General features: G+C 51.8%; 22 protein-coding genes and 1 pseudogene. 11 read left to right on the forward strand and 12 right to left on the reverse strand.

The features are described 5' to 3' along the window. Window positions 1–301 precede the first annotated feature (301 nt). Window positions 302–1,201, forward strand: a complete 900-nt coding sequence (locus EH228_RS00880) for a LysR family transcriptional regulator (protein WP_152319818.1) — start codon at window positions 302–304, stop codon at window positions 1,199–1,201. Between the two features lie 36 nt (window positions 1,202–1,237). Here EH228_RS00880 and EH228_RS00885 read toward each other — a convergent pair whose 3' ends face one another. The 7 genes from EH228_RS00885 to pspF all read right to left on the reverse strand — a co-directional run bounded on the left by EH228_RS00885 (window position 1,238) and on the right by pspF (window position 9,427). Continuing rightward, window positions 1,238–2,392 (reverse strand): CMD domain-containing protein, encoded by a 1,155-nt coding sequence (locus EH228_RS00885; protein ID WP_152319819.1) that lies wholly within the window; start codon window positions 2,390–2,392, stop codon window positions 1,238–1,240. A 189-nt stretch (window positions 2,393–2,581) separates the two neighbouring features. Then, window positions 2,582–3,388, reverse strand: a complete 807-nt coding sequence (sapF, locus tag EH228_RS00890) for a putrescine export ABC transporter ATP-binding protein SapF (RefSeq protein WP_152319820.1) — start codon at window positions 3,386–3,388, stop codon at window positions 2,582–2,584. Continuing rightward, window positions 3,388–4,380 (reverse strand): putrescine export ABC transporter ATP-binding protein SapD, encoded by a 993-nt coding sequence (sapD, locus tag EH228_RS00895; RefSeq protein WP_152319821.1) that lies wholly within the window; start codon window positions 4,378–4,380, stop codon window positions 3,388–3,390. Before sapD ends, sapF begins: the two co-directional genes overlap by 1 nt. Further along, window positions 4,381–5,271: a putrescine export ABC transporter permease SapC gene (gene sapC, locus EH228_RS00900; RefSeq protein WP_152319822.1), complete on the reverse strand. Its 891-nt coding sequence runs from the start codon at window positions 5,269–5,271 to the stop codon at window positions 4,381–4,383. Then, window positions 5,258–6,223, reverse strand: a complete 966-nt coding sequence (sapB, locus tag EH228_RS00905; protein ID WP_152319823.1) for a putrescine export ABC transporter permease SapB — start codon at window positions 6,221–6,223, stop codon at window positions 5,258–5,260. Before sapB ends, sapC begins: the two co-directional genes overlap by 14 nt. A 2-nt stretch (window positions 6,224–6,225) precedes the next feature. Beyond that, on the reverse strand, window positions 6,226–7,848 hold the full coding sequence (gene sapA / locus EH228_RS00910) for an ABC transporter substrate-binding protein SapA (protein WP_152319824.1): 1,623 nt from the start codon (window positions 7,846–7,848) through the stop codon (window positions 6,226–6,228). A gap of 574 nt (window positions 7,849–8,422) precedes the next feature. After that, complete coding sequence (pspF, locus tag EH228_RS00915; protein WP_152319825.1) at window positions 8,423–9,427, reverse strand: phage shock protein operon transcriptional activator; 1,005 nt, start codon at window positions 9,425–9,427, stop codon at window positions 8,423–8,425. Between the two features lie 171 nt (window positions 9,428–9,598). Here pspF and pspA point away from each other — a divergent pair, with 171 nt between their 5' ends. The 7 genes from pspA (at window position 9,599) to tyrR (ending at window position 15,389) form a co-directional block, all read left to right on the forward strand. Next, a complete protein-coding gene (gene pspA / locus EH228_RS00920) occupies window positions 9,599–10,264 on the forward strand; it encodes a phage shock protein PspA (protein WP_152319826.1) in 666 nt (221 codons plus the stop codon). Between the two features lie 39 nt (window positions 10,265–10,303). After that, the gene (gene pspB, locus EH228_RS00925; RefSeq protein ID WP_152319827.1) at window positions 10,304–10,531 is read left to right on the forward strand and encodes an envelope stress response membrane protein PspB; all 228 of its coding nucleotides are present in this window, start codon (window positions 10,304–10,306) and stop codon (window positions 10,529–10,531) included. Next, window positions 10,528–10,893 (forward strand): envelope stress response membrane protein PspC, encoded by a 366-nt coding sequence (gene pspC / locus EH228_RS00930; protein ID WP_152319828.1) that lies wholly within the window; start codon window positions 10,528–10,530, stop codon window positions 10,891–10,893. The genes pspB and pspC overlap by 4 nt, the downstream gene beginning before the upstream one ends. Window positions 10,894–10,951: 58 nt before the next feature. Beyond that, the gene (gene pspD, locus EH228_RS00935; protein WP_152319829.1) at window positions 10,952–11,176 is read left to right on the forward strand and encodes a phage shock protein PspD; all 225 of its coding nucleotides are present in this window, start codon (window positions 10,952–10,954) and stop codon (window positions 11,174–11,176) included. A gap of 71 nt (window positions 11,177–11,247) precedes the next feature. Further along, window positions 11,248–12,645: a YcjX family GTP-binding protein gene (locus tag EH228_RS00940; RefSeq protein ID WP_152319830.1), complete on the forward strand. Its 1,398-nt coding sequence runs from the start codon at window positions 11,248–11,250 to the stop codon at window positions 12,643–12,645. After that, window positions 12,642–13,688 carry a YcjF family protein gene (locus EH228_RS00945; protein ID WP_152319831.1) on the forward strand — a complete coding sequence of 349 codons (1,047 nt, stop codon included), beginning with the start codon at window positions 12,642–12,644 and terminating at the stop codon, window positions 13,686–13,688. The genes EH228_RS00940 and EH228_RS00945 overlap by 4 nt, the downstream gene beginning before the upstream one ends. A gap of 93 nt (window positions 13,689–13,781) precedes the next feature. Beyond that, window positions 13,782–15,389: a transcriptional regulator TyrR gene (gene tyrR, locus EH228_RS00950; RefSeq protein WP_152319832.1), complete on the forward strand. Its 1,608-nt coding sequence runs from the start codon at window positions 13,782–13,784 to the stop codon at window positions 15,387–15,389. 104 nt (window positions 15,390–15,493) lie between these two features. Here the strand turns inward: tyrR and EH228_RS00955 are convergent. Further along, a pseudogene (locus tag EH228_RS00955) lies at window positions 15,494–15,757 on the reverse strand (M14 family metallopeptidase); the annotation flags it as partial. Window positions 15,758–15,940: 183 nt separating this feature from the next. On the opposite strand from EH228_RS00955, the gene EH228_RS00960 reads away from it, so the two are divergent. Together EH228_RS00960 and licT are read left to right on the forward strand one after the other, a co-directional pair. Next, complete coding sequence (locus EH228_RS00960; protein ID WP_152319834.1) at window positions 15,941–17,554, forward strand: peptide ABC transporter substrate-binding protein; 1,614 nt, start codon at window positions 15,941–15,943, stop codon at window positions 17,552–17,554. 221 nt (window positions 17,555–17,775) lie between these two features. Continuing rightward, window positions 17,776–18,639 (forward strand): BglG family transcription antiterminator LicT, encoded by an 864-nt coding sequence (gene licT, locus EH228_RS00965; protein WP_152319835.1) that lies wholly within the window; start codon window positions 17,776–17,778, stop codon window positions 18,637–18,639. A 71-nt stretch (window positions 18,640–18,710) separates the two neighbouring features. On the opposite strand, the gene EH228_RS00970 is transcribed toward licT, so the two are convergent. The 3 genes from EH228_RS00970 to bglF all read right to left on the reverse strand — a co-directional run bounded on the left by EH228_RS00970 (window position 18,711) and on the right by bglF (window position 23,721). After that, complete coding sequence (locus tag EH228_RS00970; RefSeq protein ID WP_152319836.1) at window positions 18,711–20,156, reverse strand: carbohydrate porin; 1,446 nt, start codon at window positions 20,154–20,156, stop codon at window positions 18,711–18,713. 260 nt (window positions 20,157–20,416) lie between these two features. After that, on the reverse strand, window positions 20,417–21,808 hold the full coding sequence (ascB, locus tag EH228_RS00975; protein ID WP_152319837.1) for a 6-phospho-beta-glucosidase: 1,392 nt from the start codon (window positions 21,806–21,808) through the stop codon (window positions 20,417–20,419). Between the two features lie 20 nt (window positions 21,809–21,828). Continuing rightward, the gene (gene bglF / locus EH228_RS00980) at window positions 21,829–23,721 is read right to left on the reverse strand and encodes a PTS beta-glucoside transporter subunit IIABC (protein ID WP_152319838.1); all 1,893 of its coding nucleotides are present in this window, start codon (window positions 23,719–23,721) and stop codon (window positions 21,829–21,831) included. 339 nt (window positions 23,722–24,060) lie between these two features. Here bglF and zntB point away from each other — a divergent pair, with 339 nt between their 5' ends. Continuing rightward, the gene (gene zntB, locus EH228_RS00985) at window positions 24,061–25,089 is read left to right on the forward strand and encodes a zinc transporter ZntB (protein WP_152319839.1); all 1,029 of its coding nucleotides are present in this window, start codon (window positions 24,061–24,063) and stop codon (window positions 25,087–25,089) included. A 12-nt stretch (window positions 25,090–25,101) separates the two neighbouring features. Here zntB and EH228_RS20105 read toward each other — a convergent pair whose 3' ends face one another. Then, complete coding sequence (locus EH228_RS20105; RefSeq protein ID WP_193323245.1) at window positions 25,102–25,308, reverse strand: hypothetical protein; 207 nt, start codon at window positions 25,306–25,308, stop codon at window positions 25,102–25,104. Between the last annotated feature and the right edge of the window lie 48 nt (window positions 25,309–25,356).

A 25,356-nucleotide genomic window follows, 5' to 3' on the forward strand; every position in this document is an offset into this window, starting at 1 on the left:
TCGCTACTAACTGACCGGTTCGACCGCTAATCAGATTTCTTTTCTTGATAGAGATCAAGCAGATTGTCTGGAACAGCTGAAACCAGCCGTTATGATTGTGTTTCACTCAGAGAGCAACACGGATTGTGCGATGGATACTGTTAAGGATGGAAACGTGTTAGCGCATGACGCCTGGAACGAACGGCCCACGGCATGCGCTAACAGGATAGCGGTTCCCCCATCAGAATTGCGTGGCTATCTGCGCTGAGTTTGTTGCTTCCTGTATATCGGCTGGCTGTCTTGCGGTGATAGAATATAAATTATGGACATAAAACAACTGATCTATCTCTGTAACCTTGAGCGCGAACGGCATTTTGGCCGTGCCGCTGAGGCCAGCTTTGTCAGCCAACCGACGTTGTCGATGCGGCTGAAAAACCTTGAGCGCGAACTGGGTCTGTCATTGATTAACCGCAGCAATAACTTCGATGGTTTTACGCCGGAGGGGGAGCGGGTTCTGAGCTGGGCGCGGGAAATCGTCTCGGTCTATCAGGGGTTGAAGCTGGAAGTGGAATCACTCAAGCACGGAGTGACCGGGATACTCAGGATTGGGGTCGTCCCGCAGTGCAGCGTCTCATTACCTTTGTTGCTGAAGAGCGTCAGTGGTCAGTATCCACAACTGGATTATCGGGTGGCAGTGCTGAGTGCCGATCAATTGCTGGATGCGCTCAACAGTCATACTGTTGATGTTGGCATTGGTTTCTTTGAACTGGCAACGTTGCGTGAACTGCATTTTCAGGCAGAAGCTCTACAGGATAACGGCGTTGAAGTGGTATTCCATCCGCAGCATTTCCCGCAGTTACGCGGCGATGGTGAATTGGCGTTTAACGATCTCCAGCATATTCCTTTATGCCTTGCCGAGCAGACCCGTTATTTCCGGCGTTATCTGGACAGCCATTTCCGGGAGGCGGAAGTGCATCCGCGGGTGGTGCTGGAAACCACCTCGGTGTTCCAACTGGTGCAGGGGGTACAGGTAGGGCTGGGATGCCTGATTTCTCCTCGCGGCCATCTGTTGCCGGAAATGATGCCGGAGTTGCAGTCACGCCAACTGGCCATTCAGCCAATGTCACGGCAGGCGGCTGTGGTGATTGCGGAACCGGGGCGCGCCACGCCGTTGTCGCAGCATTTCTTCGATGAAGTGCGCCGTTGGTTAAGCGAACGATAAATACAAGCAGAAAGCGTTCCTGGCTGTGCTAATGCTCTAAGCGTTGGCCGGACAGGTCGATCCCAGGGTTTGCAGCAGGCGATTATTCCAGTTTGCCAGGGCTACACTCTGGATCACGCCGAAAATGGCCTGTTGCGACAAGCCAGCTTCGTTCAGCGGTTGTAGATGGGCGGCACTCAAGCGTTCCGGTGAACGGGTTAGCTGGGCAGCCAACTGGATGACCGCCTGTTCGTCCGTATTGGCGCTGGTCATAGCCTGAGCAATGCTTTTCTTCAGCGCCGTGCGCAATGTTTCATGGGTATAGCGATAGAAACAAGCCGGACTGCCATTGATTCTGGCGGTTACCGCCGCGGCCAGAGAGCTTTCAGGGGTTGCCATCGGCGCTTCCAGCGTAGTTCTCAACACACTCCAGCCATACAACGTTTCTGCATCATGTGCCAGCAACCAGGCGCTTTCATTGAGTCCCTGTTGCGATTGGCAAAACGTTAATGCTTCCAGTTGGCTGGCCGAAGCGTAGCGCCGTTCAACGGGAGTCAACTGTGGTTGCCAGGGGGCGGTATTCTCAAAATACTCAGGTCTGGCATCATCAGGAATGACGACGCCAGGTATCCAACGAACAGGGATCGCGAGAAGGGCATTAATGCCGGCGACCACACGCGCCTGGTAGCTGACAAAGCCGATAATTTGGCTGAAAGTAATAATATCCGGCAGGGTCAGTCCTACATCGTCCAGGCGTTGTAACGCGGCACAGTCAATCAGCGTTGGCTGACTGGCCAGTTGGCGGGCGTACTCAGTAATTTGTGTCAGGCGGCGATTACTTTCGCGGGAGGAGTCCGGCCCGGAAAGCGGATTTAGCCTGGCGGCATAATGATTGCACAGACGCTGGATACCGGTGACCTGTGCGACAGTCAGCGCAGTACTCAGGCGATCATATAGCGTCAGAGTCTGTGTTCGCGTGGTGCTGAGTTGTGCGGGAAATAACACCTGATAAAGATAGCGCGATACCTGTAGCGCAGGCTGAGCCTGTTGCAGGGTATTTTTCAGTTCACCGTCACAAAGCGGGGCCAGGCCAAGCAGAAAACGGTCTTCAATATCGGCGGCTTCAGGGACTAGCGGCGCGGTTTGTATGGTAAGTGAGGATTGTGTTTCATGATACCAGTGGCTATTACCGGAAAAACGGCGCTGTTCCATGGTCATTCCTTTTTAGCTGGGACGGCATTATCCTCGCGCAGGAGAATTGGCTAACACAAGACCGTTCGGTGCTAATAAATAGCAGAAAAGCATAAGGAAGAAAGGATAAGCCCACTGGAGCAGCAACCGCCCGGGTAAAGAGCGGCGCTGAATAACGGCCCATTGTTGTGATCTCTTGTCTGTTGACGGTCAGCGATCTTTGCGCCAGGCATCCGCCGTCAGAGCCTCGCCGAAATGGCTGTTAATCAGCCGCTTGGTCAGGTCATGTAACGGGCTGGCGAGGACATCCGCCGTGCTGCCGCGCTCAACCACCTCGCCCTGATGCATGACCAGTAGCTGGTCGCTGATATGCTTCATCATCCCCAGGTGCTGCGTAACATAAATATAAGAAAGACCGTGTTTGTTTTGCAATTCCAACATCAAATTGATCAATTGCGAACGCATGGACATGTCCAGCGAGGCCATTGCTTCATCGGCGACAATCACTTTGGGTTGCAGGATCAGCGCGCGGGCCAGCGCCACGCGTTGCTTCTGGCCCGGTGCCAGCATGTGTGGATAATAAGCCGCATGATCGCGCCGCAGACCGACCTGACGAAGTGTGGCCACAATGCGTTTTTCACGCTCTTCAGGTACCAGACCGGTATTGAGTCGCAAGGGGAAATCCAGAATCTGGCTGATACGCTGGCGCGGGTTAAGTGAGGTTGATGGGTCCTGGAAAATCATACGGATCCGCTGACTGCGATAACCATAGTCGCCATACTCCAGCGGGTGGTCATCAATCACAATATCACCCGCGCTGGGTTCAACCATACCGCTGAGCATTTTGGCCAGTGTAGATTTTCCCGAGCCATTTTCACCAATGATGGCCAGCGTCTGGCGTTCCCGTAGTGTAAAACTGACCCCTTTCACCGCTTCAACATGTTGCCGTCGGAACAGACCGGTACGATAACGGTATGTTTTACTGAGATTACGCACCTCCAGTAGGGTATCAACCATTACTGATTCTCCATATTCAGCGGGAAGTGGCAGGCGAACAGATGGGTTTTCGCCCCGGTCAGGCGTGGTCTTTCAATGCAGGTTTTTTGCGCGTAGGGACAGCGTGGCCCCAGACGACAACCAATGGGGAGATGTTCCAGTGACGGGATAGCGCCGGGCAAGGCATTAAGACGGCTTTTGTGTGGCATCGAATGGCCAAAATCCGGCATTGCGCGGATCAGCGCCTGGGTATAAGGATGATGCGGCGAGGCAATCAGATCATCACTCTGCGCCGTCTCTACCGTCTGGCCGCAGTACATGACATTAATGCGATCGGCCCAGTGGCTTAGCATTTGTAAATCATGGCTGATCAGCAGGATAGTGGTGTTGTTATTCTGATTCAGTCGCGAAAGCAGGCGGAAAATCTGCGCCTGGGTGGTCGGTTCCATCGCGTTGGTGGGATCATCGGCGATCAACAGGCGCGGTTGATTGGCCAGCGCAATAGCAATCATAACCTTTTGGCATTCACCATCAGAAAGCTCATAGGGGAAGCTACGCATAATGTCCTGGTGGTCTTTGATGCCCACGCGGTGCAGCAACTCGATCGCCCGGCGATGACGCCAGAAGAAACGCTGAAACCAGCGGCCTTTATAGGTCCAGCCCGGAATAGCCTGCATCAACTGGCGCCCGATACTCTCGGAGGGATCGAGACAGGATTGCGGCTCCTGAAAAATCATTGAGACATTGTGTCCAACGAGTTTGCGACGTTCACGGGGGGAAAGACGCAATAAATCGATGTCGTCAAAGCGCATGCGGTCGGCGGTAACACGCCAGTTTTCTTTGGTGACACCACAGATAGCTTTGGCAATCAGACTCTTGCCGGAGCCAGATTCTCCAACCAGTCCACGCACCTCGCCCTCGGTGAGGGTAATATTGACGCGATCGACCGCTTTCACCGGTCCATCAGCGGTCATAAATTCGATCGTCAGGTTACGAATATCGAGCAGCGGCATTTATTCAACTCCCGCAACGATGGCCCGGCGGATGCCGTCACCTAACAAGTTAACAATCAGCACACTCAGCATGATCGCCGCGCCTGGCAGCATTACCGTCCACGGGGCGACATAAATCAGCTCCAGCGCATCACCCAGCATGGCGCCCCATTCCGGCGAAGGTAACTGGGCACCGAGATCAAGAAAACCGAGCGCGGCGATATCTAAGATAGCCATGGACAGCGCCCGGGTAAATTCGCTGACCAGTAATGACAGAATATTGGGGAAAATGGCATGGCGCAGTATGTTCATACTGCTGGCGCCATCCAGACGCGCCGCCACCACGTAATCCTTCTCCAACTCATCATGCACCGCAGTATAAATCGCCCTGACCAGACGCGGGATGAGAGCCAGAAACACCGCCAGCAGGGCATGCCCCAGCGTTGGCCCCAGAAAGGCCACCACGATAATCGCCAGCAGCAATGACGGGATAGATAACAGCGTATCAAGGATATGGTTCATTACCGCCGAGCGTAGTCCATGGGTGAGTCCGGCAAAAATGCCGAGCACCATGGCACACAGTGACGCGAGAATAGTGACCGCAATGGCTGAACCGACTGTCGGGCCAGCACCGCTCAGCAGACGGCTCAAGACATCCCGGCCAAGATCATCGGTGCCCAGGAAAAAAGAAACATTCCCGTAGCGCGACCATGATGGCGGCAGCAACTGATAACCGAGGAACTGCTGATCGAGGCCATAAGGTGCCAGCAGGTGGCCAAAGATGCAGATAAACAGCAGCGCGATAAAGGCATAGAAACCCACCATCGCGGTGGTATCACGATAAAAAATCCGCCAGGTATAACGCAGGGGACTGGGTTGCCGCTTCTCGGCATAAACATCATCTAAGGGCATACCATTCCTTATGCTTCAGTGGATTGGTCATAGCGCCCAGAATATCGGCGAGCACGTTTACGGTAATCACCAGTCCTCCCACCATCATCACGCCAGCGGAAATGGCAGCATAATCCTGCTGACGGATGGCTTCCACCAACCAGCGCCCCAGTCCCGGCCAGTTAAACACCACTTCGGTGATCATCGTTAGCGTGAGCATGGTCGAAAACTGTAAACCAAGACGCGGGATAACCGGTGGCAGGGCATTGTGCAATACGTGGCGGCGAATAATCGTCAGTTGCGACAGACCGCGCGTTGCCGCCGCTTTAATATAATTCTGCGCAATCACTTCCCGTGTGCTGATCCGCAGCAGACGAATCACTTCGGTTGTCGGCGCCACAGCCAACGCGGTGACAGGCAAAATCAGGTGTTTTAGCACGCTGATAAGCATCTCATGTCGCCAGGGCGAGTGGCTGAGCCAGGCATCTATCAGCGCAAAACCAGTGATATTTTTCATCGGATAGAGCAGATCAATACGTCCTGAGACTGGCAGCCATCCCAGATTGAGCGAGAACAGCAATGTCAGCAATAGCGCCAGCCAGAATACCGGCATGGAGAACCCCAATAACGCTAACGCACTGATGGTTTTATCCTGCCATCGGTCGCGCATCATGCCTGCGGCGATCCCCATTGGAATGCCGATCAGCAGCGCCAGAGCGAAAGCCATAATACACAACTCCAGGGTCGCGGGAAAAAATTCACCTAGCTGATGAGCGATCGGTTCGCCATTGATGCTGGAAACACCAAAATCAAGCTGAAATAAGCCTTTATACCAAAACAGTACGGCATCAATGAAGGAGGCACCCTGTAGCGGCGCATCGGGGGTGAAATAACTCAGACTGAAGCCGACCAGCGTCAGCATCACCAACGTGACCAGCCACAGCACCAGACGACGCAGCGTATAGATAACCATGATTATTTATCCTCACCATTATCACGATAGACACCGGCAAACGATGCATTGCCAAATGGACTGAGTATCAATCCGTGAATATCGTAACGATAAGCCTGCAGGCGCAGTGAGTAAGCCAGCGGTAGCACTGGCAGCGAGGAGGCCAAAATTGCCTGTGCGCGGGCGTAATAGTCAATTCGCGAGGCTAACTGCTGTGAAAGCAGGGCTTTATGTAGGATGTCATCGAAATCAGGATTACACCAGTGAGCATAGTTTGTTTGTGAATGGATCGCGGCGCAACTGAGTAATGGCCGGAAAAAGCTGTCGGGGTCATTACTGTCAGTGGCCCAACCCGTCAGGGTTAAATCGTGATTCATTTTTATCAGGCGTGCTTCCTGGGTGCGGCCTTCAACCGGGACAATCGTCACTTTTACGCCAACCTGTGCCAGATCGGCCTGAAGCAGTTCAGCCATTTTCAGTGGACTGGGATTCCAGGACTGTGAAGAAGAGGGAACCCACAATGAGAGATGCAGATCTTTCACCCCCAGTGTTTTCAGTTCTTCACGGGATTTTTGTGGATTATATTCTGTTACCTGTGCATCGTTATTGTAAGCCCAGGAGGCGCGCGGCAGGATTGACGCGGCCGTTTCCGCCGTTCCGTAATAAATGGACGCCATCAGTCGTTCGTTGTTGATGGCTAACGCCAGTGCCTGGCGGACTTCAGGGCGATTGAGTGGGGGTTTGCGGGTGTTGAACGCCAGGTAGGCGATATTCATACCTGGACGCAGTGTCAGGCGCAAACGCGGATCATCTCGCAGGATAGCGATCTGACTGGCGGTCGGATAGGCCAGCACGTCGCATTCTCCGGTCAATAGTTTAGAAAGACGTCCGGTCCCCCCCGCGCCCATATCAATCACTACTTGCGACATTTTCGGCAACCCTTTCCAGTAAAAAGGGTTACGCGCCAGGCGGATAAACTGACCCGTGCGGTATTCACTCAATTGAAACGGGCCAGTCCCAACAGGTTGGCGATCCATCTGTTCCTGGTGGCCACTCAGGGTCAACTGATCGGCATACTCAGCAGACAAAATCGGGGCATAATGTGTCGCGATATGCCAGAGAAACGATGCATCTGGTTTGTTCAGCCGGATTTCAACGGTATCTTTACTCAGCCGCTTCACGCTTTGCACTGAATCGGCAAATTGCAGACTGTCGAAATAGGGATAGTTGCCACCGTTAACATCATGCCAGGCCGACTGGCGATCAAAAATGCGCTGAAAACTGAAGACCACATCATCAGCATTCATGGGGCGGGTAGGGGTGAACCAGTGGGTTTTCTGGAAGTCGACGTTATGACGCAGATGAAAACGATAAGTCGCCCCGTTGTCCAGCACCTCCCAGCTTTCCGCCAGCTCAGGAATGAGTCGATAAGTATAAGGATCGACATCCAGTAGCCGGTCGTACAATTGAGCGGCGAGCGTATCGACCACCAGTCCGCCACTGGCCATTTGCGGATTAAAGGTGGTCACTGCGCCATTGACGCAGTAAACAAAGCCGCTTTGGCGGATATCGTCCGGCTGCGTAGCGAAGACCGAGGCACTGTACAGCAACAGACTCGGTAGAAGGATGGAGAAAAATGTGCGCATAAGTCATCTGAAATATCAGGCAATAATCAGAGTGTACCGCACTCTCCAGACTCTCCCAAAATTTGCCGGGGTAAGCGGTGTTTTTTTACGCAAATCCACCCTAAAAGAGCATCCATAGTCACTGCAGGGATGTTCATAATACGCCCAACAACATCATGGTAATGAGAAATATTCTCAACAAAGTGCTTTACAATGCACATTGCGAATGATTATTATTCTCTTGCTCTCCTGAGGTGGCTCTGCCGAAGAAGAGCATGACATTGCTCACATTGCTTCCAGTATTTTCAGCCCGCCTTGCGCGGGCTTTTTTTAGGAGGCCGGTGTACGCAGCTGTTGAATAACGATGGAGTCAAAGTCATCGTATTGCTTCCGACAGAATTAGACACCAAATTGACCAGGACATTTTCTGCGTACGTCTGGGTAATATTCAGAGTTGTCTGTACCAATGTTGAGCATGTTGGGCTCGTTTGACCCTGAACACTTACGTCGAACCCAGTCCAACGACTAGCATTACCGGGATGATGCAACTTTAGATAGAAGGTTCGTTTATGGTTCACGTTTAGTCCCAGCAATATTAGTGGGCCGCCGGATCGCTTTTTAAATCTATATCATGCTTTTTCATCATCGCCCGTAACTGGTGATAGGTCAGTCCTAACAATTCTGCGGCGCGTCGCTGGTTAAACCGTGCCTGATGTAGACTTTTCTCCAGCAAATTTTTCTCCTGTTGGTTTTGCCAATGGCGGAGGTCAAGGGGGAGTTCAGGCAACGTATCCGGTGCTGACGTTGAATGGCTAATGGGGAGGGACGACCGTTGGAAGGGATTGATAATAATGTTATCCAGGTCTTGCTCAACCTTACTATGGCGATAAACCGAACGTTCCACCACGTTTTTCAGTTCACGCACATTGCCCGGCCAGCGATAGTCCAGCAAAACCTGCCGGGCGGCAGGAGAGAACCCCGGGAATAAAGGCAGTCCCAATTCGCGGCACATCTGGATAGCGAACTGTTCCGCCATCAGCAGAATATCGCTGCGCCGTTCCCGCAATGGTGGGAGATGAATCACATCGAACGCCAGCCTGTCCAGCAAGTCAGCACGGAATTTACCCTGTTGCGCCAACCGCGGCAGATCATCATTGGTCGCGCAGACCAGCCGCACGCTGACCTGCAACGGCTGGCTGCCGCCGACACGTTCCAGTTGGCCATATTCAATCACCCGCAGCAATTTTTCCTGCACCAGCATCGGCGCCGTGGCCAGCTCGTCAAGAAACAATGTACCGCCATCAGCACGTTCAAAGCGGCCCAGATGACGCTTTTGCGCGCCGGTAAACGCGCCGGCCTCGTGACCGAACAGTTCGGAGTCGAGCAAATTTTCATTCAACGCCGCGCAGTTAAGTGAAATAAAGGGACCCTGCCAGCGGTCAGACAGGTAATGCAGGCGGCTGGCGATCAGTTCTTTCCCGGTTCCACGCTCGCCGATGACCAGTACTGGCTTATTTAACAGCGCCAGACGGGAAACCTGTTCCAGCACTTCAAGAAAGTTATTCGACTCACCCAACAGGCTATCGTTAAATTCACTCATGAAATTCACCAAGTGTTAGTGATTTACACCACATTAGATAATTCGTGTCGTACTGTAAAGGACCGAAATACGGTAAAATCAACGAGATAAAAATTGGCACACTAATTGAATAGCGGTAAGGAGGTAAGCAGCATACTGCATTATATAAACAAAACACTGAGGACTTTGATTATGGGTATTTTTTCTCGTTTTGCCGATATCGTGAACGCGAATATCAACACGTTGCTGGAAAAGGCGGAAGACCCACAGAAGCTGGTACGGTTGATGATTCAGGAGATGGAAGACACGCTGGTAGAAGTCCGTTCCACCTCCGCCCGGGCGCTGGCTGAAAAGAAACAACTACAGCGTCGTATCGAGCAGGCTGAAACTCAGCAGAATGAATGGCAGGAAAAAGCCGAGCTCGCGCTGCGTCGTGATAAAGACGATCTGGCTCGTGCCGCGTTGATCGAAAAACAGAAGCTGGGCGAGTTGATTGCCGCACTGAACAGTGAAGCGGATCAGGTTGAGGAAACACTGACCCGGATGAAAGGTGAAATCAGCGAGTTGGAGAAAAAACTCAGTGAAACCCGCGCCCGTCAACAGGCCCTGACGCTGCGTCATCAGGCGGCTTCTTCTTCACGCGATGTGCGCCGCCAACTGGACAGCGGTAAGATGGATGAGGCGATGGCGCGTTTTGAATCATTCGAACGTCGCATCGATCATATGGAGGCGGAAGCAGAAAGTTACCGTTTTGGTAAACAGAAAACCCTGGAGCAACAGTTCTCTGAACTACAGGTTAACGATGAAATTGCAGAACAGTTGGCGGCGCTGAAAGCCAAAATGAACCGCAGCGAGTAACAGTTGCCATCCTTAATGCTGAATTTTCAAGGAGAGTGAATGAGCGCGTTATTTCTGGCCATACCCCTGACGATATTTGTGTTGTTTGTCGCGCCAGTCTGGTTATGGCTTCATTATAGCAATCGGCAGAATGGCGATGCCGGGCTGTCATCCGGTGAACGACAGCGTTTGCAACAGTTGACTCAGGAGGCGGGAAGAATGCGTCAACGCATTCAGGCGCTGGAAGAGATCCTTGATGCGGAGCATCCAGACTGGAGGCAGCAATGAGTGGGATAACCATTAAAGGTACAAAGCTTTACCGTATTTCGGCGCGTGGAAAAGTGAAAGGCGTCTGCGCCGGGATAGCCGACTATCTGGGGATCCCCGTGTGGTTGGTCCGGGTGATGGTGGTGTTGTCGATGTTTTTCAGCCTGTTCATGTTTACTATTGTGGCTTATTTTGCATTGGCGCTGGTGCTGGACGATATGCCGGAAAGCCTGTCCCGCGAGGGAGAAAATACCCTGACCGCGCATCAGTTGCTGAACCAACTGAGCGCGGATCTGGACCGTGGAGAACGCCGCCTGCGTGAAATGGAACGTTATGTTACTTCCGATACGTTCAGCGTACGTAGCCGCTTTCGCCAGCTTTAATCCCGCTACGGGCTCCGGGTCCGGATGCGGGCCTGATGATTTCTCCGGAGAAATTGCTATGCGTCACTGGCAAGAGACTTTAGGTCGTAACACGTTGCCAACCCTGAAGAAGGTGGGAAAATTTGCGCTGATCAGCGCACTGACTTACGCGCCTGCGGGCCTGGCCGGCTGGGCGGTAAAATCGGTCGCTCGTCGTCCGCTGAAAATTATGCTCGCCTGGGCGCTGGAACCGTTGATTCGTCGTGCCATGCGTGGCGCGACCACTCGCTGGTATAAACGCTGAGGAGTGTAATTTGCGACACCAGGCGATAAATACATTGATTGATCAATAAAAAAATAAGGGCCGACACCCAGATGAAACGACTTCAAAATGAGTTGCTGTCGATGGTGAATCGGGGCGCGGATCGCCACTTACGTCTTGCGGTCACCGGCCTGAGCCGCAGCGGTAAAACCGCTTTTATCACATCCCTGGTTAATCAACTGCTTAACATTAACTCGGGGGCGCGCCTGCCGATGTTTTCAGTGGTGCGCGAGGGGCGCCTGCTCGGCGTTAAGCGTGTGCCGCAACGGGATCTAGGTATTCAACGTTTTACCTATGATGAGGGATTATCGCAGCTTTATGCGGCACCGCCAGCCTGGCCCACGCCGACGCGCGGAGTGAGTGAAATGCGTCTGGCCTTACGCTACCGTTCGCGTGAATCTTTGCTGCGTCACGTCAAAGATAATTTTACGCTATATCTGGAAATCGTCGATTATCCGGGAGAATGGTTACTGGATTTGCCCATGTTGGCGCAGGATTACCTCAGTTGGTCACGGCAGATGATCGGCCTGCTACAGGGAGATCGCGCCAACTGGTCGGCCCCCTGGCAAAAACTGTGTGCCGGGCTGGAACCGTTTGCGCCGGCAGATGAAAACCGGTTGGCGGAAATCGCCGCAGCCTGGACCGACTACCTGCTTAAGTGTAAGCAGGAGGGACTGCATTTTATCCAACCCGGACGTTTTGTACTGCCCGGCGAGATGGCGGGCGCGCCGACCCTGCAGTTTTTCCCATGGCCTCAGGTCGACAAAGACGGAGAGTCGAAGTTGGCTCAGGCAGACAGCAATAGCAACATCGGCATGTTGCGGGCCCGTTATAATTATTACTGCCGACATGTGGTGAAAGGTTTCTATAAACAGCATTTTTTGCGTTTTGACCGACAAATCGTGTTGGTGGATTGTTTGCAACCCCTTAACAGTGGGCCGCAGGCGTTTAACGATATGCGGCTGGCGCTGACTCAACTGATGCAAAGTTTCTCCTATGGCCAGCGCACACTGTTTCGGCGACTGTTCTCACCAGTTATTGATAAATTGCTGTTTGCCGCCACCAAATCCGATCATGTGACCAGCGACCAGCATGCGAACCTCGTTTCACTGCTACAACAACTGGTTCAGGATGCCTGGCAGAACGCTGCTTTTGAGGGTATTGCTATGGACTGCGTGGGGCTGGCCTCGGTACAGGCAACGCAAAGTGGTTTAGTGGAACATCAGGGAGAGAAAATCCCAGCGTTGCGCGGACATCGGTTGCAAGACAACGCGCCGCTGACCGTTTATCCAGGAGAAGTGCCGGCAAGATTGCCTGGTAATGCTTTCTGGCAGCAGCAGGGGTTCCATTTTGAACAGTTCCGGCCGCAGGAACTCGACGTTGATCGTCCCTTGCCGCATATTCGGCTGGATGCCGCACTGGAATTTCTATTGGGAGATAAATTGCGATGAGTGAACCACTGAAATCACTGAAACCACGAATAGAGTTCGCCCAGCCACTGGCAGTGGAAAAAGACGTAACATTGCAGGCGGCGCAGAATTTTGAGCAACAAAACATCCCGTTTATCGCGGTTGACCCGGAACAGGATCCGGCAGAAGAGAACAGTGGAGAAAAATTGCTGGAAGCCGCGTTGCGCCCTAAACGCAGCCTGTGGCGCCGGATGGTAAAAGTCGGGTTGGCAATCTTTGGCGTCAGCGTGATTGCGCAGGGAGGGCAGTGGGCGTACCACGCCTGGGTTCAGCAGGACTGGATAGCGATGGGCGGTTGCGTCGCTGGCGGACTGGTGGTTTGTGCCGGGGCAGGCTCGCTAATGGCCGAATGGCGGCGGCTGTATCGCTTGCGGGAACGGGCGGAAGAGCGTGATATTGCTCGCGAGTTGTTGAGTAGTCACGGGATGGGAAAAGGTCGTGAGTTTTGCGAAAGACTGGCGCGTCAGGCGGGGATGGATCAGGCGCACCCGGCGCTGCAACGTTGGCACGCCTCGTTACATGAAACCCACAATGACCGTGAAATTATCCAGCTTTATGCGCAACTGGTGCAGCCCGTGCTGGACAACCAGGCCCGCCGTGAAACTGGACGCAGTGCGGCTGAATCCACATTGATGATTGCCGTCAGTCCGTTGGCGCTGGTGGATATGACCTTTATCGCCTGGCGTAATTTGCGGCTGGTTAACCGTATTGCCGCAATTTACGGTATTGAACTGGGTTACTTCAGTCGTATTCGCCTCTTCCGGCTGGTATTACTGAACATTGCTTTCGCCGGAGCTTCTGAATTGGTAAGGGAAGTAGGGATGGACTGGATGTCGCAGGATTTGGCGGCGCGTTTTTCTTCGCGCGCGGCGCAGGGTATCGGCGCCGGATTACTGACCGCACGTTTGGGCATTAAGACCATGGAACTGTGCCGACCATTGCCCTGGCTGGAAGACGACAAACCGCGGCTGGGCGATTTCCGTCGAGATCTGGTGAACCAACTAAAAGAAGCGCTGCAAAAATAATCAGCTGTCAAGATTTCCTTCCAGAAGACTTCTGACGCTTTCAGCGATGGAGTATTATCAGTTTTCACCCGATAGAAATGAAGGTTGCTACGCATGCGTCTGGAAGTTTTTTGCCAGGACCGACTCGGTCTGACTCGCGAACTGCTTGATCTCCTTGTCGAAAGAAGCATTGATTTGCGCGGTATCGAAATTGCCCCCATTGGTCGCATTTACCTGAATCTTTCCACCATCGCTTTTGACCCGTTTAGTCAGCTGATGGCGGAAATCCGCCGTATAGCTGGCGTGACAGATGTCAGAACCGTGACCCATTTGCCTTCTGAACGTGAACACCGGGCCTTGAGTGCACTGTTGGTGGCGCTGCCGGAGCCGGTGTTCTCTATCGACCTGAAAGGTAAAGTAGAATTGGCTAACCCGGCCGCTCAGGCGTTGTTTTCACTCAATGAAGAGAAAATACGTCACTTTGGTGCCGGGACGTTAATTGGCGGATTTAACTTTCAGCGTTGGCTGGAAAGCGATCGTGTTGAGTCGCAAATCCATCACGTGGTTATCCAGAGCCGCGATTTTCTGATGGAATTAACCCCTATTTATGCTTCAGGTGAAAATGAGCAGCCCGGTTGCCCGGTTGGCGCGGTAGTGATGCTGAAATCCACCGCGAGGATGGGGCAGCAGTTGCAAAATTTGGTGGTGAACGACGACAGCGAATTCCAACATATTGTGGCGGTCGCCCCTAAGATGCGTCAGGTGATCGAACAGGCCCGTAAACTGGCGATGCTGGATGCGCCACTGTTGATTGTCGGGGATACGGGAACCGGGAAAGAGATGCTGGCCCGGGCCTGCCACTTGCGTAGCGCGCGCGGCAAAAAGCCCTTTTTGGCGCTGAACTGTGCCTCTTTACCGGATGATGTAGCGGAAAGTGAATTGTTTGGTCACGCTGCCGGGGCATACCCGAACGCGCTGGAAGGCAAAAAAGGCTTCTTTGAACAGGCGAACGGCGGTTCGGTGTTGCTGGATGAAATTGGCGAGATGTCAGCACAGATGCAGACCAAATTGTTGCGATTCCTCAACGACGGCACTTTTCGTCGGGTGGGAGAAGAACATGAGGTTCATGTTGATGTTCGGGTGATTTGCGCGACGCAGAAGAACCTGACTGAGTTGGTACAACGCGGAGCATTCCGTGAAGATCTGTTTTATCGCCTGAACGTGCTGACGCTGAACCTGCCGCCGTTGCGCGATCGTCCACAGGATATTTTGCCACTGACCGAGATGTTCGTGGCCCGTTTTGCCGATGAACAAGGGGTCGCGCGGCCCAAATTGTCGCCACAGTTGAATGCGTTCCTCAGCCGGTATAGCTGGCCGGGTAATGTCCGTCAGTTAAAGAATGCACTGTATCGGGCACTGGCCCAACTGGAAGGCCACGAACTGCGGCCTCAGGATATAGCCCTGCCGGAATTAGCCACGGAACTGCCGTTGGACGAAGAAATGCTGACGGGATCGCTGGACGAGATAACCAGCCGTTTTGAGCGTTCAATTCTGACCCGTCTGTATGCGTCTTATCCCAGTACCCGCAAGCTGGCGAAGCGTTTAGGTGTTTCGCACACGGCCATTGCTAATAAGCTGCGCGAATACGGGCTGAGCCAAAAGAAAACCCGCGGAGAAGAGAAGTCAGCATTGGCTGAGCAAGGAAAGCCACTTCAGCCATGAGCTGAAGAGGAGGGCTGCCAGCGCAGTAAGTCCACCATCGCCGTGAGATATTTCTCGCTGGATTCATCGGCTGAGATGGCGGGCAGCTCGGCGGTGATCACCGGCAGGCCGAGCTGGCAGCCATCCGGGTTTACCGCCAGCACCACATGATGACGGCGATGAAATTTGTGTAACGTACGTATGGCGCAGGAAAGCGTCACTACGGAGGCCGTTTCATCACCGTGCGTTCCTGCGAGGATTAAACCACTGTGTTGATCAGCCACTGGCGCCGGGAACCATAGCAATGGCGCGCCCAGTACACTATGACCATAGATTTTACACTCTGCCTCCAGTTTGCCGCGCAATTGGCGCGGATGTGTCAGGGACATGCGAACAACTCCGGTATGATTTTCCTCAAACTAGCGTAAAAGACGAGGGAAAAAAAGTGCAGGCCTGCTCGTTGTCCGCTGATGTCATCCTCTCTGGTGAGAAAAAGGCTATTTACCGATCAATGATTTGCGCTAAAGTGCGGGTATAAATCAGCCCTGCTGACCGTATTTTGAGGTATACCGATGAGGAATCACCGTTTCACGCTGGCTTTGCTGTCTCTGGTCGTCAGCGCTTCCCTTTATGCCGCCGATGTTCCGCCTGGCACGCTGCTGGCAAGCCGTCAGGAAATCGTCCGCCAAATAAAAGATGAGCCAGCGTCACTGGACCCAGCCAAAGCAGTCGGTTTGCCTGAAATTCCCGTGATACGCGATCTGTTTGAGGGACTGACGAATCAGGATGCGCAGGGCAAGATTGTGCCAGGCGTGGCGACACAATGGCAGACGACCGACAATAAAAGCTGGATTTTCACTTTACGCCAGGATGTCCGCTGGTCGAATGGTGAGCCGCTGACTGCCAACGATTTTGTTTACAGTTGGCGTCGTTTAGTTGATCCGAAAGTTGGTTCAACATTTGCCTGGTTTGCCGGGCTGGCTGGGATTAAGAATGCGACGGCAATCACCAAAGGTGAAATGACGCCGGATAAACTGGGCGTTACCGCGCTGGATAAGTATCGACTGCAGGTCACGCTGGATAAACCTGTTCCGTTTTTTGCCAGCCTGACCGCTCATTTTAGTTTGTATCCGGTCCCGGAAAAAGTCATCGAAAAATACGGGAACGACTGGACGCAGCCTGGCCATCTGGTCGGCAATGGCGCCTATAAATTGCAGGAACGTGTGGTGAATGAAAAACTGGTGCTGGTACGTAATGACCAGTATTGGGACAATGCACATAGTGTACTGACTAAAGTAACATTCCTGCCGATCAGTGAAGAATCCAGTGCCACTAAACGTTATCGTGCTAACGATATCGATATCACTGAGTCTTTCCCGAAAAACATGTACGGACTGCTGAAAAAACAACTGCCTGGCGAGGTCTACACGCCCGACCAGTTGGGGACTTACTACTACGCGTTCAATACGACTAAAGGGCCGACTGCGGATGTACGGGTACGGAAAGCGCTTTCGTGGAGTATCGACAGAAGAATTATTGCTGAAAAGGTGCTGGGAACGGGGGAAAAACCGGCCTGGCATTTTACGCCGGACATCACGGCTGGTTTCAATCCTCAACCTGACTTTTTACAACAGCACAGCCAGGCGGAGCTGAATGCTCAGGCGAGAGCGTTATTTGCAGCAGCAGGATATGGCCCGACGCATCCGTTGAATTTGACGCTGTTGTATAACAGTTCGGAAAACAACCAGAAGATCGCTATCGCTGTCGCGTCGATGTGGAAGAAGAACCTTGGGGTCAGTGTAAAATTGCAAAACCAGGAGTGGAAAACTTATATCGACAGCCGTAATACCGGTAATTTTGATGTTATCCGCGCATCGTGGGTGGGGGATTATAATGAGCCCTCCACATTCCTCAGCTTACTGACTTCTCCCCATAGCGGCAACATCGCGAAATTCAACAATGCCGCTTACGATGCAGTGATCGAACAGGCGGGTCGGGAAACCCGCAATTCCGCGCGTAACGACGATTACAATCGTGCTGAACAAATAATCGCCGATCAGGTACCCATCGCGCCACTCTATCAGTATACCAATGGCCGGTTGATCAAACCGTGGGTGAAAGGCTATCCCATCACCAATCCGGAAGATGTGGCCTACAGTCGCACGATGTATATCCTCAAACATTAACCTTTTTGGCATCCACTGAGATGGTGGCCTGATTATCGCGCATGGATCGGTGACGTTGGCAGCCCACAATTTTCGAGAACCGTCACAGAACCAGGGTCTGGGGCTTGAGCTACAGGCGCAATGAATTAAGGTAATGTCTGGATTGTGACTGCTTCGCTGCAGGCAAAACCTGACAGACGGACTTGTCCGGCAGTCAGGTTTTTTTACTTTCAGGCCAGGATATGAAAATTACCAAGGTACTTAACAATAATGTGGTGATCGTCCATGATGCGCAGGGAAAAGAACAGGTTGTCATGGGATGCGGGCTGGCCTTCCAGAAGCGGGCAGGGGATGTTGTCGATCCTGAACAGGTGGAAAAGATCTTTGCCCTGCAAAACTGTGAGCTGACAGGTCGACTGGCCGAACTGTTGTCGGAAATCCCGTTAGAGGTGGTCACCACCAGCGAGTATATTATCGCGCTGGCGCAAAAAGAATTCGCGGGTAATCTGCATGAGAGCCTGGCGATTGCACTGACCGATCACCTTAATTTTGCCCTGCAGCGCCAGCGGGAAAATATCCCCTTACACAACGTGCTGCACTGGGAGATTAGGACGCTTTATCCGCGCGAATATGCACTGGGACTCCGCGCCCTCGATATTATCGAAAAACGGCTGGGGATCCGTCTGGAACAGGATGAGGCGGGTTTTATTGCTCTACATCTGGTCAACGCTCAATTGCAAAGTAATATGCCTGAGGTGTTGCATATCACTGGTTTTATGCAGCAGATACTGGATATTGTCCGCTATCAGTTGAATATCGAATACCAGCCCGATTCCCTTAGTTACAATCGTTTTGTCACTCATCTGAAGTTTTTTGCCCAACGGATGCTGGGTAAGAAGGGCGTGTTCAGCGATGACGAATCATTGCATGACATCGTACGTAACCGCTATCCACAAGCCTATCGCTGTGTGGAAAAAATCGATAGTCATGTCACCAAAACCTGGTCTTATACGCTGGGAACTGAGGAACGGATGTTTTTAACCATCCATATTGAACGGGTAAGGAAAGAAACGTTAGCGCTGGAAGAGAGCGAAGACGAAGCATAAAAGCCAACTGAAGCCGCAGCCATTCCCGGTCAGTTGGCAGGAACCGGTCATTGACTACCGGCTCCTGAGCATCAGAAGGTCACCACTGTTTTGAGCTCAGAAACCCAGGCGTCCTGAGTTTCTTTGACGCCGCCAGGGCGATGCCAGTATTGCAGGCCCGGCTGAATTTGCAGCCAACTGGTAGCATGTATTCGGTAATAAAATTCAGCATTAACAGAATGCCCCACAAGAGGATGATACAGTGGGTCGCTGTAATTATCGATGCCCTGGATCTGATTCAGCGCTTGCTGATTACGGCGGTAATCGCTGCTCATTTTTATCCACGAAACCCCTAATCCCAGCCAGTCCCGTGGACGCGCATCCAGCAATCCACTGTAACGCAGTGAAACCGCACTGGTAACGTGCAGGGGATTAGTGCGTTGATCACCTACACCAAGGCTCCATGAGGTGCTGAGACCACGTGTCGCATCATCCTGATGACGGGTAATTTGCTGATTAAATCCACTATAAAGAAACCAGGTCCGACGGTGTTGCCGGTAACCTTGCGGATCGTCAGCGCCGATCGCCTGAGACTTACCCGTATAAAGACTTTGCTGGGGAGCATTGGTAAACAGCAAACCCAGATTATAGATCCCGGGCAGATTATTGAGATGTGTTTTCAGCTCCAGTTCGACCGGTAAGAGCAGGCCCTTACTGCCTTTGGTCGAGGTATTCCATGCCTGACGGCGGGAAGTCGCGGCGGGATTTTGCTCCATAATGCCGCCTTTCAGCGTCAATTCATCGGTCAGTTTGTATTGCAAAGTGGTGCCCCAGTAGTGAATATTCCAGTTATACCAGGTCAGTGAATTCGCTGATTTACCGCCACATTGAGAGAGCAATTGAAAATCGCAAGGGATTATCTGATCAAAATCCTGCACTTTATTCATCATTCCGATGCGCCAGTGCAGACGTTGGTTATTAAAGCTACGGGAGAAAGTCAGCCAGCCCAGTCGGGTTATTGAGCCACTGCCGGAACTTTCCTGAGCAATATCATTAATACTGACCCGCGAGTCCTGCAGACGTCTGGCGGTCAGACTATCATCATGGTTACGATTAACAATATTGCCCTCTATTTTTGCATCAGGAATACCCGTCAGCGCCTCCAGGTCCTGTTGAAAAGTCAGCGAAACCTGATCAATATAAGCGACATGATTATCGGGGTTATACCCTCCTGACATGTTATAAGCCACCTGACTTAAATAACCGAGATTAAAATAAAATCCTTTATCTTCCAGTAACGGTCTGACGCCCAGCATATCACCGAGTAATCCTTCCTCCTGGGGGATAAAACCCAGCGCGGTACCCTCCCATTGCTTAGCGCTTGCGGTGGTATTTCCGGAGTACAGTAAAAGGATAGCGGTGGCTATTGAGAGGGAAATAGAAAAATGGCTATTTTTATTTTCAGTATGGTAGTGGTGATTATTTATATTGGTTGTTATTTTTCTGCCTTTATAGAAATAATGAGAGCACCTTTTCATTATTTATTTCCTTGTTGATATTGTTACGCTCGTGATTCTGCACGATGCAGATGTTCTGGCGATATTTAGTTAACGGCCTCACTTATCTGAAAAGTCCATAGGTATTCGTTTACTCACGGCATCATTCAGTCTGACAACCTTATTTTCATCCTGCCACCTGCATTGAATGATTCAAGACTATACATAGCCATACGGAGTTATTTTCTACGACTGAACAATATGATAAACAGTGAGGGCAGGGATCTGCCCTCAAAAGAGGGTTATTTTAATGACGCGCCATTTGACTGAATAACTTGCTGATACCAGTAAAAACTCTTCTTACGTTTACGCTCCAGAGTACCCTGACCGTCATCATGACGGTCGACATAGATAAACCCGTAGCGTTTGGAGAGTTGAGCTTTCGAGGCGCTGACCAGGTCTATTGGTCCCCAACTGGTATACCCCAGAACTTCCACGCCATCGTCAATAGCTTCGCGCACCTGCACCAAATGATCGTTCAAATAAGCAATGCGGTAATCGTCATTGATGCTGCCATCGCTTTCCACCTTGTCGCGGGCACCCAGACCATTTTCGACAATAAACAGCGGTTTTTCATAACGATCGTACAGCTCGTTCATCAGCAGGCGCAGGCCCAGCGGATCAATCTGCCAGCCCCATTCAGAACTCGGGAGATGAGGATTGGGGACCATATCCAGAATATTACCACGTCGTTGCTCCTGGTTTTCATCGGCGGCGACACAGCCTGTCATGTAATAACTGAAGGAGATAAAATCAACGGGTTGACGCAGCTCAACTTTATCCTGTTCACTGATATCCAGTGTGATTCCCTGGTCACGGAAAAATCGGCTCATATACGCGGGATAATAACCGCGAACCTGTACGTCACCAAAGAACAGCCACTCACGGTTCTTTTGTAATGCCTCCAGCATATCCTCTGGTTTACAGCTCAGCGGATACAGCAGACCTCCCAGCAACATATTGCCAATTTTTCCATCCGGCACAATCTGGTGGCAGGCTTTCACCGCACGGGCGCTGGCAACTAATTGATGATGAATCGCCTGATAGACGTCTTGCTTACTGCTGTCTTCTGGCAACCCGACACCTGTAAAAGGCGCATGCAGCGACATATTAATTTCGTTGAAGGTGAGCCAATATTTCACCTTATTCTTGTAACGCTCAAAAACCGTGCGGGCATAATGCTCAAAAAAGTCGATGGTTTTACGATTACCCCAACCGCCATAGTTTTTCACCAGACCATAAGGCATTTCGTAATGCGAGAGGGTAACCAGTGGCGCAATGTTATATTTCGCCATTTCATCGAACAGTCGGTCGTAAAAGGCCAGTCCGGCTTCACAAGGCTGGGTTTCATCGCCATTCGGAAAAATACGGGTCCAGGCAATGGAGGTGCGTAACACAGTAAATCCCATCTCGGCGAACAGTTTAATATCCTGCGGATAACGGTGATAGAAATCGATAGCCAGATCTTTAATGCCATAATCACCTGGCTGACGTTCAACACGTTCCCCAAAGATCCCCTGTGGCTGAAGATCTGATGTGGATAGGCCTTTTCCTCCCTCTTGCCAGGCGCCTTCAACCTGATTGGCCGCGATAGCGCCACCCCATAAGAATGTGTCCGGAAAGCGTTGGGTCATGATGATCTCCTTGAGGAAAATTAGATAAACAGCGTGAGTAACGGCATATTTTCTTTTACTTCTGTCTGCACCGTGGCAGGCAGGATATCGAGATAATCATCACTATTGCTGACAATTATCGGTGTGGTCAGGTCGTAACCAGCCTGGCTGATGGCCGTCATATCAAACTCAATCAACAGCTCACCGCGGCTTACCGGCTGATCCTGGCTAACATGGATAGTGAAGTGTTTCCCGTCGAGTTTGACCGTATCCAGCCCGACGTGGATCAGGAGTTCCACGCCGTTTTCGTCCAACAAACCGATAGCGTGACCGGTACGAAACAATGAAGCGATGGTGCCATTGACGGGAGACACTACGCGTCCATCGGTTGGGATGATCCCGACGCCTTTTCCCAGTAAACCACTGGCAAACGTCTGATCAGGAACATCTTCCAGTGGAATAACTCGGCCAGACATTGGGCTGTCAAGTGTCAACGTCTTGAGCAAAGAAGGGGACGCGGAAGAGGGACCGGATGGATCTGTGTTAGCTGCCCGCGGCGTGGCTTTTTCTGTTGGCAGGCCAAAGAAATAAGTCGCCACAGCGCCAATAACCAGCGCCAACAATGAACCGATGCCGGCGGCAATGACCGTCACATCAATACCGGTAGCTGGCATGGTCTGGAATAAGGTAAAAATATTCGCAAAGCCAAAGGAGTAAACGCGGGCCTGATAGAAACCGATAATGGCCGCACCGAGCGCGCCACCAATACAGCCAAAGATAAATGGACGACGCCCCGGTAAGGTGACGCCATAAACCGCAGGTTCAGTGATACCAAACCAGCAGGCGCTGAACGCGGAAGCCGCAATCCCTTTTAACTTATTGTCGCGGGTGCGCAGTAGAACACCCAGCGTTGCGCCGGTTTGCCCCATGACCGCCGCCAGCAATAGCGGCAACATCGAATCCTGCCCGTAAATGCTGATATTGTTAATTATCAGCGGTACCAGTCCCCAGTGCAGACCGAAAATAACAAACACCTGCCAGAAGCCGCCAACAAATAGCCCGGCGACCAGTGGACTAAGGGCATAGGCCCACAGATAACCGTTCGCTAACAAATGACTCAGCCAGGTGGCGATGGGACCTATTAGCAGAAAATTCAGCGGAACCACCACCATCAGGCAGACCAGTGGGGTAGTGAAATTACGGATGGCGCCGGGCAGGCGCAGGTTCAGTAAGCGCTCAATCAGACAGGAAACCCAGGCAGCCAGAATGATCGGAATGACTGAAGAGGCGTAATTAATCAGGATGACCGGCACCCCAAAAAAATGCATGGGAGCCTGACCGGCCTGTTCATTCGTGAAGGCTTCCAACATTATTGGATGTACCAGAGCGGCGCCAATGGTCATACAAACGAAGGGATTGCCGCCAAATTTTTTCCCGGCACAGTAGCCCAGTACTATCGGCAGAAAGTAGAACAGCGCGTCGCTGGCGACAAAAAGGATTTTATAGCTGCCGCTTTGTTCCTCCATTACTCCAAGGGCTAATGCCAGAGCCAGCAGACCTTTTAAAATACCGGAAGCGGCCATCACCCCAATAAATGGGGTAAAAATCCCGGAGACGATATCGATAAAACGGGCAAACAAGGTCAGCTTTTCTGCTGATTCGTTGTCATCACCCCTCTCTGTATCACTCAATCCACCTTCACTCAGCAACGCCTGATAAACCTCGCCAACATGATTACCAATCACTACCTGATATTGGCCTCCGCTCTCCACGATGGTGATGATGCCGGGGTTTTGTTTTAACTGGTCGGTATCTGCCTTATGTGATGTTTTCAGCCGGAAACGCAGGCGTGTGGCGCAATGTACAACCGATTGGATGTTTTCCCTGCCACCCACGCCGAGCAGAATCTGTCGGGCCAGTTGCTGATATTTCATGATTATCACTCCCTCAAACCTGTCATTGCCATTGATGTCTGAACGACGACCAAAAAAAAACCTAAACCGCTTACCTCTGCCCGTTGCCGGGGGAAGAAATAAGCGCTTTAGGTTTTGCCTGATAAACAGTCACAATCCTTAATTGCTACGAGAGTATTTCCTCACTCGTCGGTAAATAACAAGCTATGACCGCGAGTGGATGTTTATTTCGTGAGCCGGATCTTATTTTATTTGCACAATGACACGTTTATTAACGGTTACCGTTGGCACGGCTGTTTTGCATCAGACCTGGCTCAGGTTAGACTGTATCACATTGATAATGCTAAACGCGGAGTCGCCGTGGACGTCATTGAAGGTAAAGCTCTACAGATATCTGACGCGGTTATTGCCTGTCAGTTGGACGGTAAAGGCGGGTTAATTCCCATCGATGATAAAGAGATTATTCACTGCGAAAAGCCTTGCTGGTTGCACTTGAATTATACCCATCGTGAAAGTGCGGATTGGCTGGCATCAACACCGTTACTGCCTGATGCGGTACGCAGTGCGCTGGGCGGCGACAGTATGCGTCCACGTGTTAGTCGACTGGGCGATGGCAGCATGATTACGCTGCGTAGCGTCAATCTTAACAGCGAGTCCCGTCCGGATCAGTTGGTGGTTATCCGCATATTTATCAGTGATAAGCTGATTGTTTCTACCCGACAGCGTAAAGTTTTTGCTATTGATGAAGTGCTGACCGACTTGCAGAACGGTAACGGACCGGTAAATGTCGGCGATTGGCTGGTAGAACTTTGTGATGCCCTGACCGATCACACCAGTGAGTTTATCGAGCAGTTGCACGATAAAATTATTGATCTTGAGGATGCGGTGGTTGATCAGCAGGTGCCGCCAAGAGGCGAGCTGGCGTTGATTCGTAAGCAATTGATCATCATGCGGCGCTATATGGCACCGCAGCGTGATGTATTTTCGCGCATCGCCAGCGAACGTCTGCCGTGGATGAGTGATGATGACCGCCGCCGGATGCAAGATATCTCTGATCGGTTGGGCCGTGGTCTGGATGACCTGGATGCCAGCGTTGCGAGGACGGCTGTATTGGCTGATGAGATCAGTACTGTTATCGCTGAGGCGATGAACCGTCGGACTTATACCATGTCGTTACTGGCAATGGTTTTCCTGCCGACGACTTTTCTGACCGGATTATTTGGCGTTAACCTTGGCGGTATTCCTGGCGGCGGATGGCGCCATGGCTTTAGTGTTTTCTGTCTATTGTTATTATTGATGGTGTTAGCTGTTGGCTGGTGGTTAAGACGACGTAATTGGTTATGGCCAGTACAGCCGGGTACAGAGGAAAGGGCACAAAAGCGGCAATAAAGCTGATCAACATCAATAAAATTCAGGAATAAGTAAGGCAAACTCTTTTCCGCAGGTGAATGCAACGTCAAGCGATGGGCGTTGCGCTCCATATTGTCTTACTTCCTTTTTTGAATTACTGCATAGCATATTTGATTCGTACAAGCCGGTGATAGCCGGCTTTTTTTTGTGCATTTTCCAGCACTGGCCGCTGTGCCCGTGTTCCCAGCCGTGCGTCATGTTTCAACCTGTTCTAAAAAAACGTATAATTGCTTCACTTCAGTCAGG

This window comes from Erwinia endophytica (genome assembly GCF_009295515.1).
GTDB classification, from domain to species: domain Bacteria; phylum Pseudomonadota; class Gammaproteobacteria; order Enterobacterales; family Enterobacteriaceae; genus Erwinia; species Erwinia endophytica.

What these genes read in the sequence shown, in the direction of transcription:
- EH228_RS00880 (WP_152319818.1), top strand. Translation starts at nt 302, where the DNA reads ATGGACATAAAACAACTGATCTATCTCTGTAACCTTGAGCGCGAACGG.
- EH228_RS00885 (WP_152319819.1), bottom strand. Translation starts at nt 2,392, where the DNA reads ATGGAACAGCGCCGTTTTTCCGGTAATAGCCACTGGTATCATGAAACA.
- sapF (WP_152319820.1), bottom strand. Translation starts at nt 3,388, where the DNA reads ATGGTTGATACCCTACTGGAGGTGCGTAATCTCAGTAAAACATACCGT.
- sapD (WP_152319821.1), bottom strand. Translation starts at nt 4,380, where the DNA reads ATGCCGCTGCTCGATATTCGTAACCTGACGATCGAATTTATGACCGCT.
- sapC (WP_152319822.1), bottom strand. Translation starts at nt 5,271, where the DNA reads ATGCCCTTAGATGATGTTTATGCCGAGAAGCGGCAACCCAGTCCCCTG.
- sapB (WP_152319823.1), bottom strand. Translation starts at nt 6,223, where the DNA reads ATGGTTATCTATACGCTGCGTCGTCTGGTGCTGTGGCTGGTCACGTTG.
- sapA (WP_152319824.1), bottom strand. Translation starts at nt 7,848, where the DNA reads ATGCGCACATTTTTCTCCATCCTTCTACCGAGTCTGTTGCTGTACAGT.
- pspF (WP_152319825.1), bottom strand. Translation starts at nt 9,427, where the DNA reads ATGAGTGAATTTAACGATAGCCTGTTGGGTGAGTCGAATAACTTTCTT.
- pspA (WP_152319826.1), top strand. Translation starts at nt 9,599, where the DNA reads ATGGGTATTTTTTCTCGTTTTGCCGATATCGTGAACGCGAATATCAAC.
- pspB (WP_152319827.1), top strand. Translation starts at nt 10,304, where the DNA reads ATGAGCGCGTTATTTCTGGCCATACCCCTGACGATATTTGTGTTGTTT.
- pspC (WP_152319828.1), top strand. Translation starts at nt 10,528, where the DNA reads ATGAGTGGGATAACCATTAAAGGTACAAAGCTTTACCGTATTTCGGCG.
- pspD (WP_152319829.1), top strand. Translation starts at nt 10,952, where the DNA reads ATGCGTCACTGGCAAGAGACTTTAGGTCGTAACACGTTGCCAACCCTG.
- EH228_RS00940 (WP_152319830.1), top strand. Translation starts at nt 11,248, where the DNA reads ATGAAACGACTTCAAAATGAGTTGCTGTCGATGGTGAATCGGGGCGCG.
- EH228_RS00945 (WP_152319831.1), top strand. Translation starts at nt 12,642, where the DNA reads ATGAGTGAACCACTGAAATCACTGAAACCACGAATAGAGTTCGCCCAG.
- tyrR (WP_152319832.1), top strand. Translation starts at nt 13,782, where the DNA reads ATGCGTCTGGAAGTTTTTTGCCAGGACCGACTCGGTCTGACTCGCGAA.
- EH228_RS00960 (WP_152319834.1), top strand. Translation starts at nt 15,941, where the DNA reads ATGAGGAATCACCGTTTCACGCTGGCTTTGCTGTCTCTGGTCGTCAGC.
- licT (WP_152319835.1), top strand. Translation starts at nt 17,776, where the DNA reads ATGAAAATTACCAAGGTACTTAACAATAATGTGGTGATCGTCCATGAT.
- EH228_RS00970 (WP_152319836.1), bottom strand. Translation starts at nt 20,156, where the DNA reads ATGAAAAGGTGCTCTCATTATTTCTATAAAGGCAGAAAAATAACAACC.
- ascB (WP_152319837.1), bottom strand. Translation starts at nt 21,808, where the DNA reads ATGACCCAACGCTTTCCGGACACATTCTTATGGGGTGGCGCTATCGCG.
- bglF (WP_152319838.1), bottom strand. Translation starts at nt 23,721, where the DNA reads ATGAAATATCAGCAACTGGCCCGACAGATTCTGCTCGGCGTGGGTGGC.
- EH228_RS20105 (WP_193323245.1), bottom strand. Translation starts at nt 25,308, where the DNA reads ATGACGCACGGCTGGGAACACGGGCACAGCGGCCAGTGCTGGAAAATG.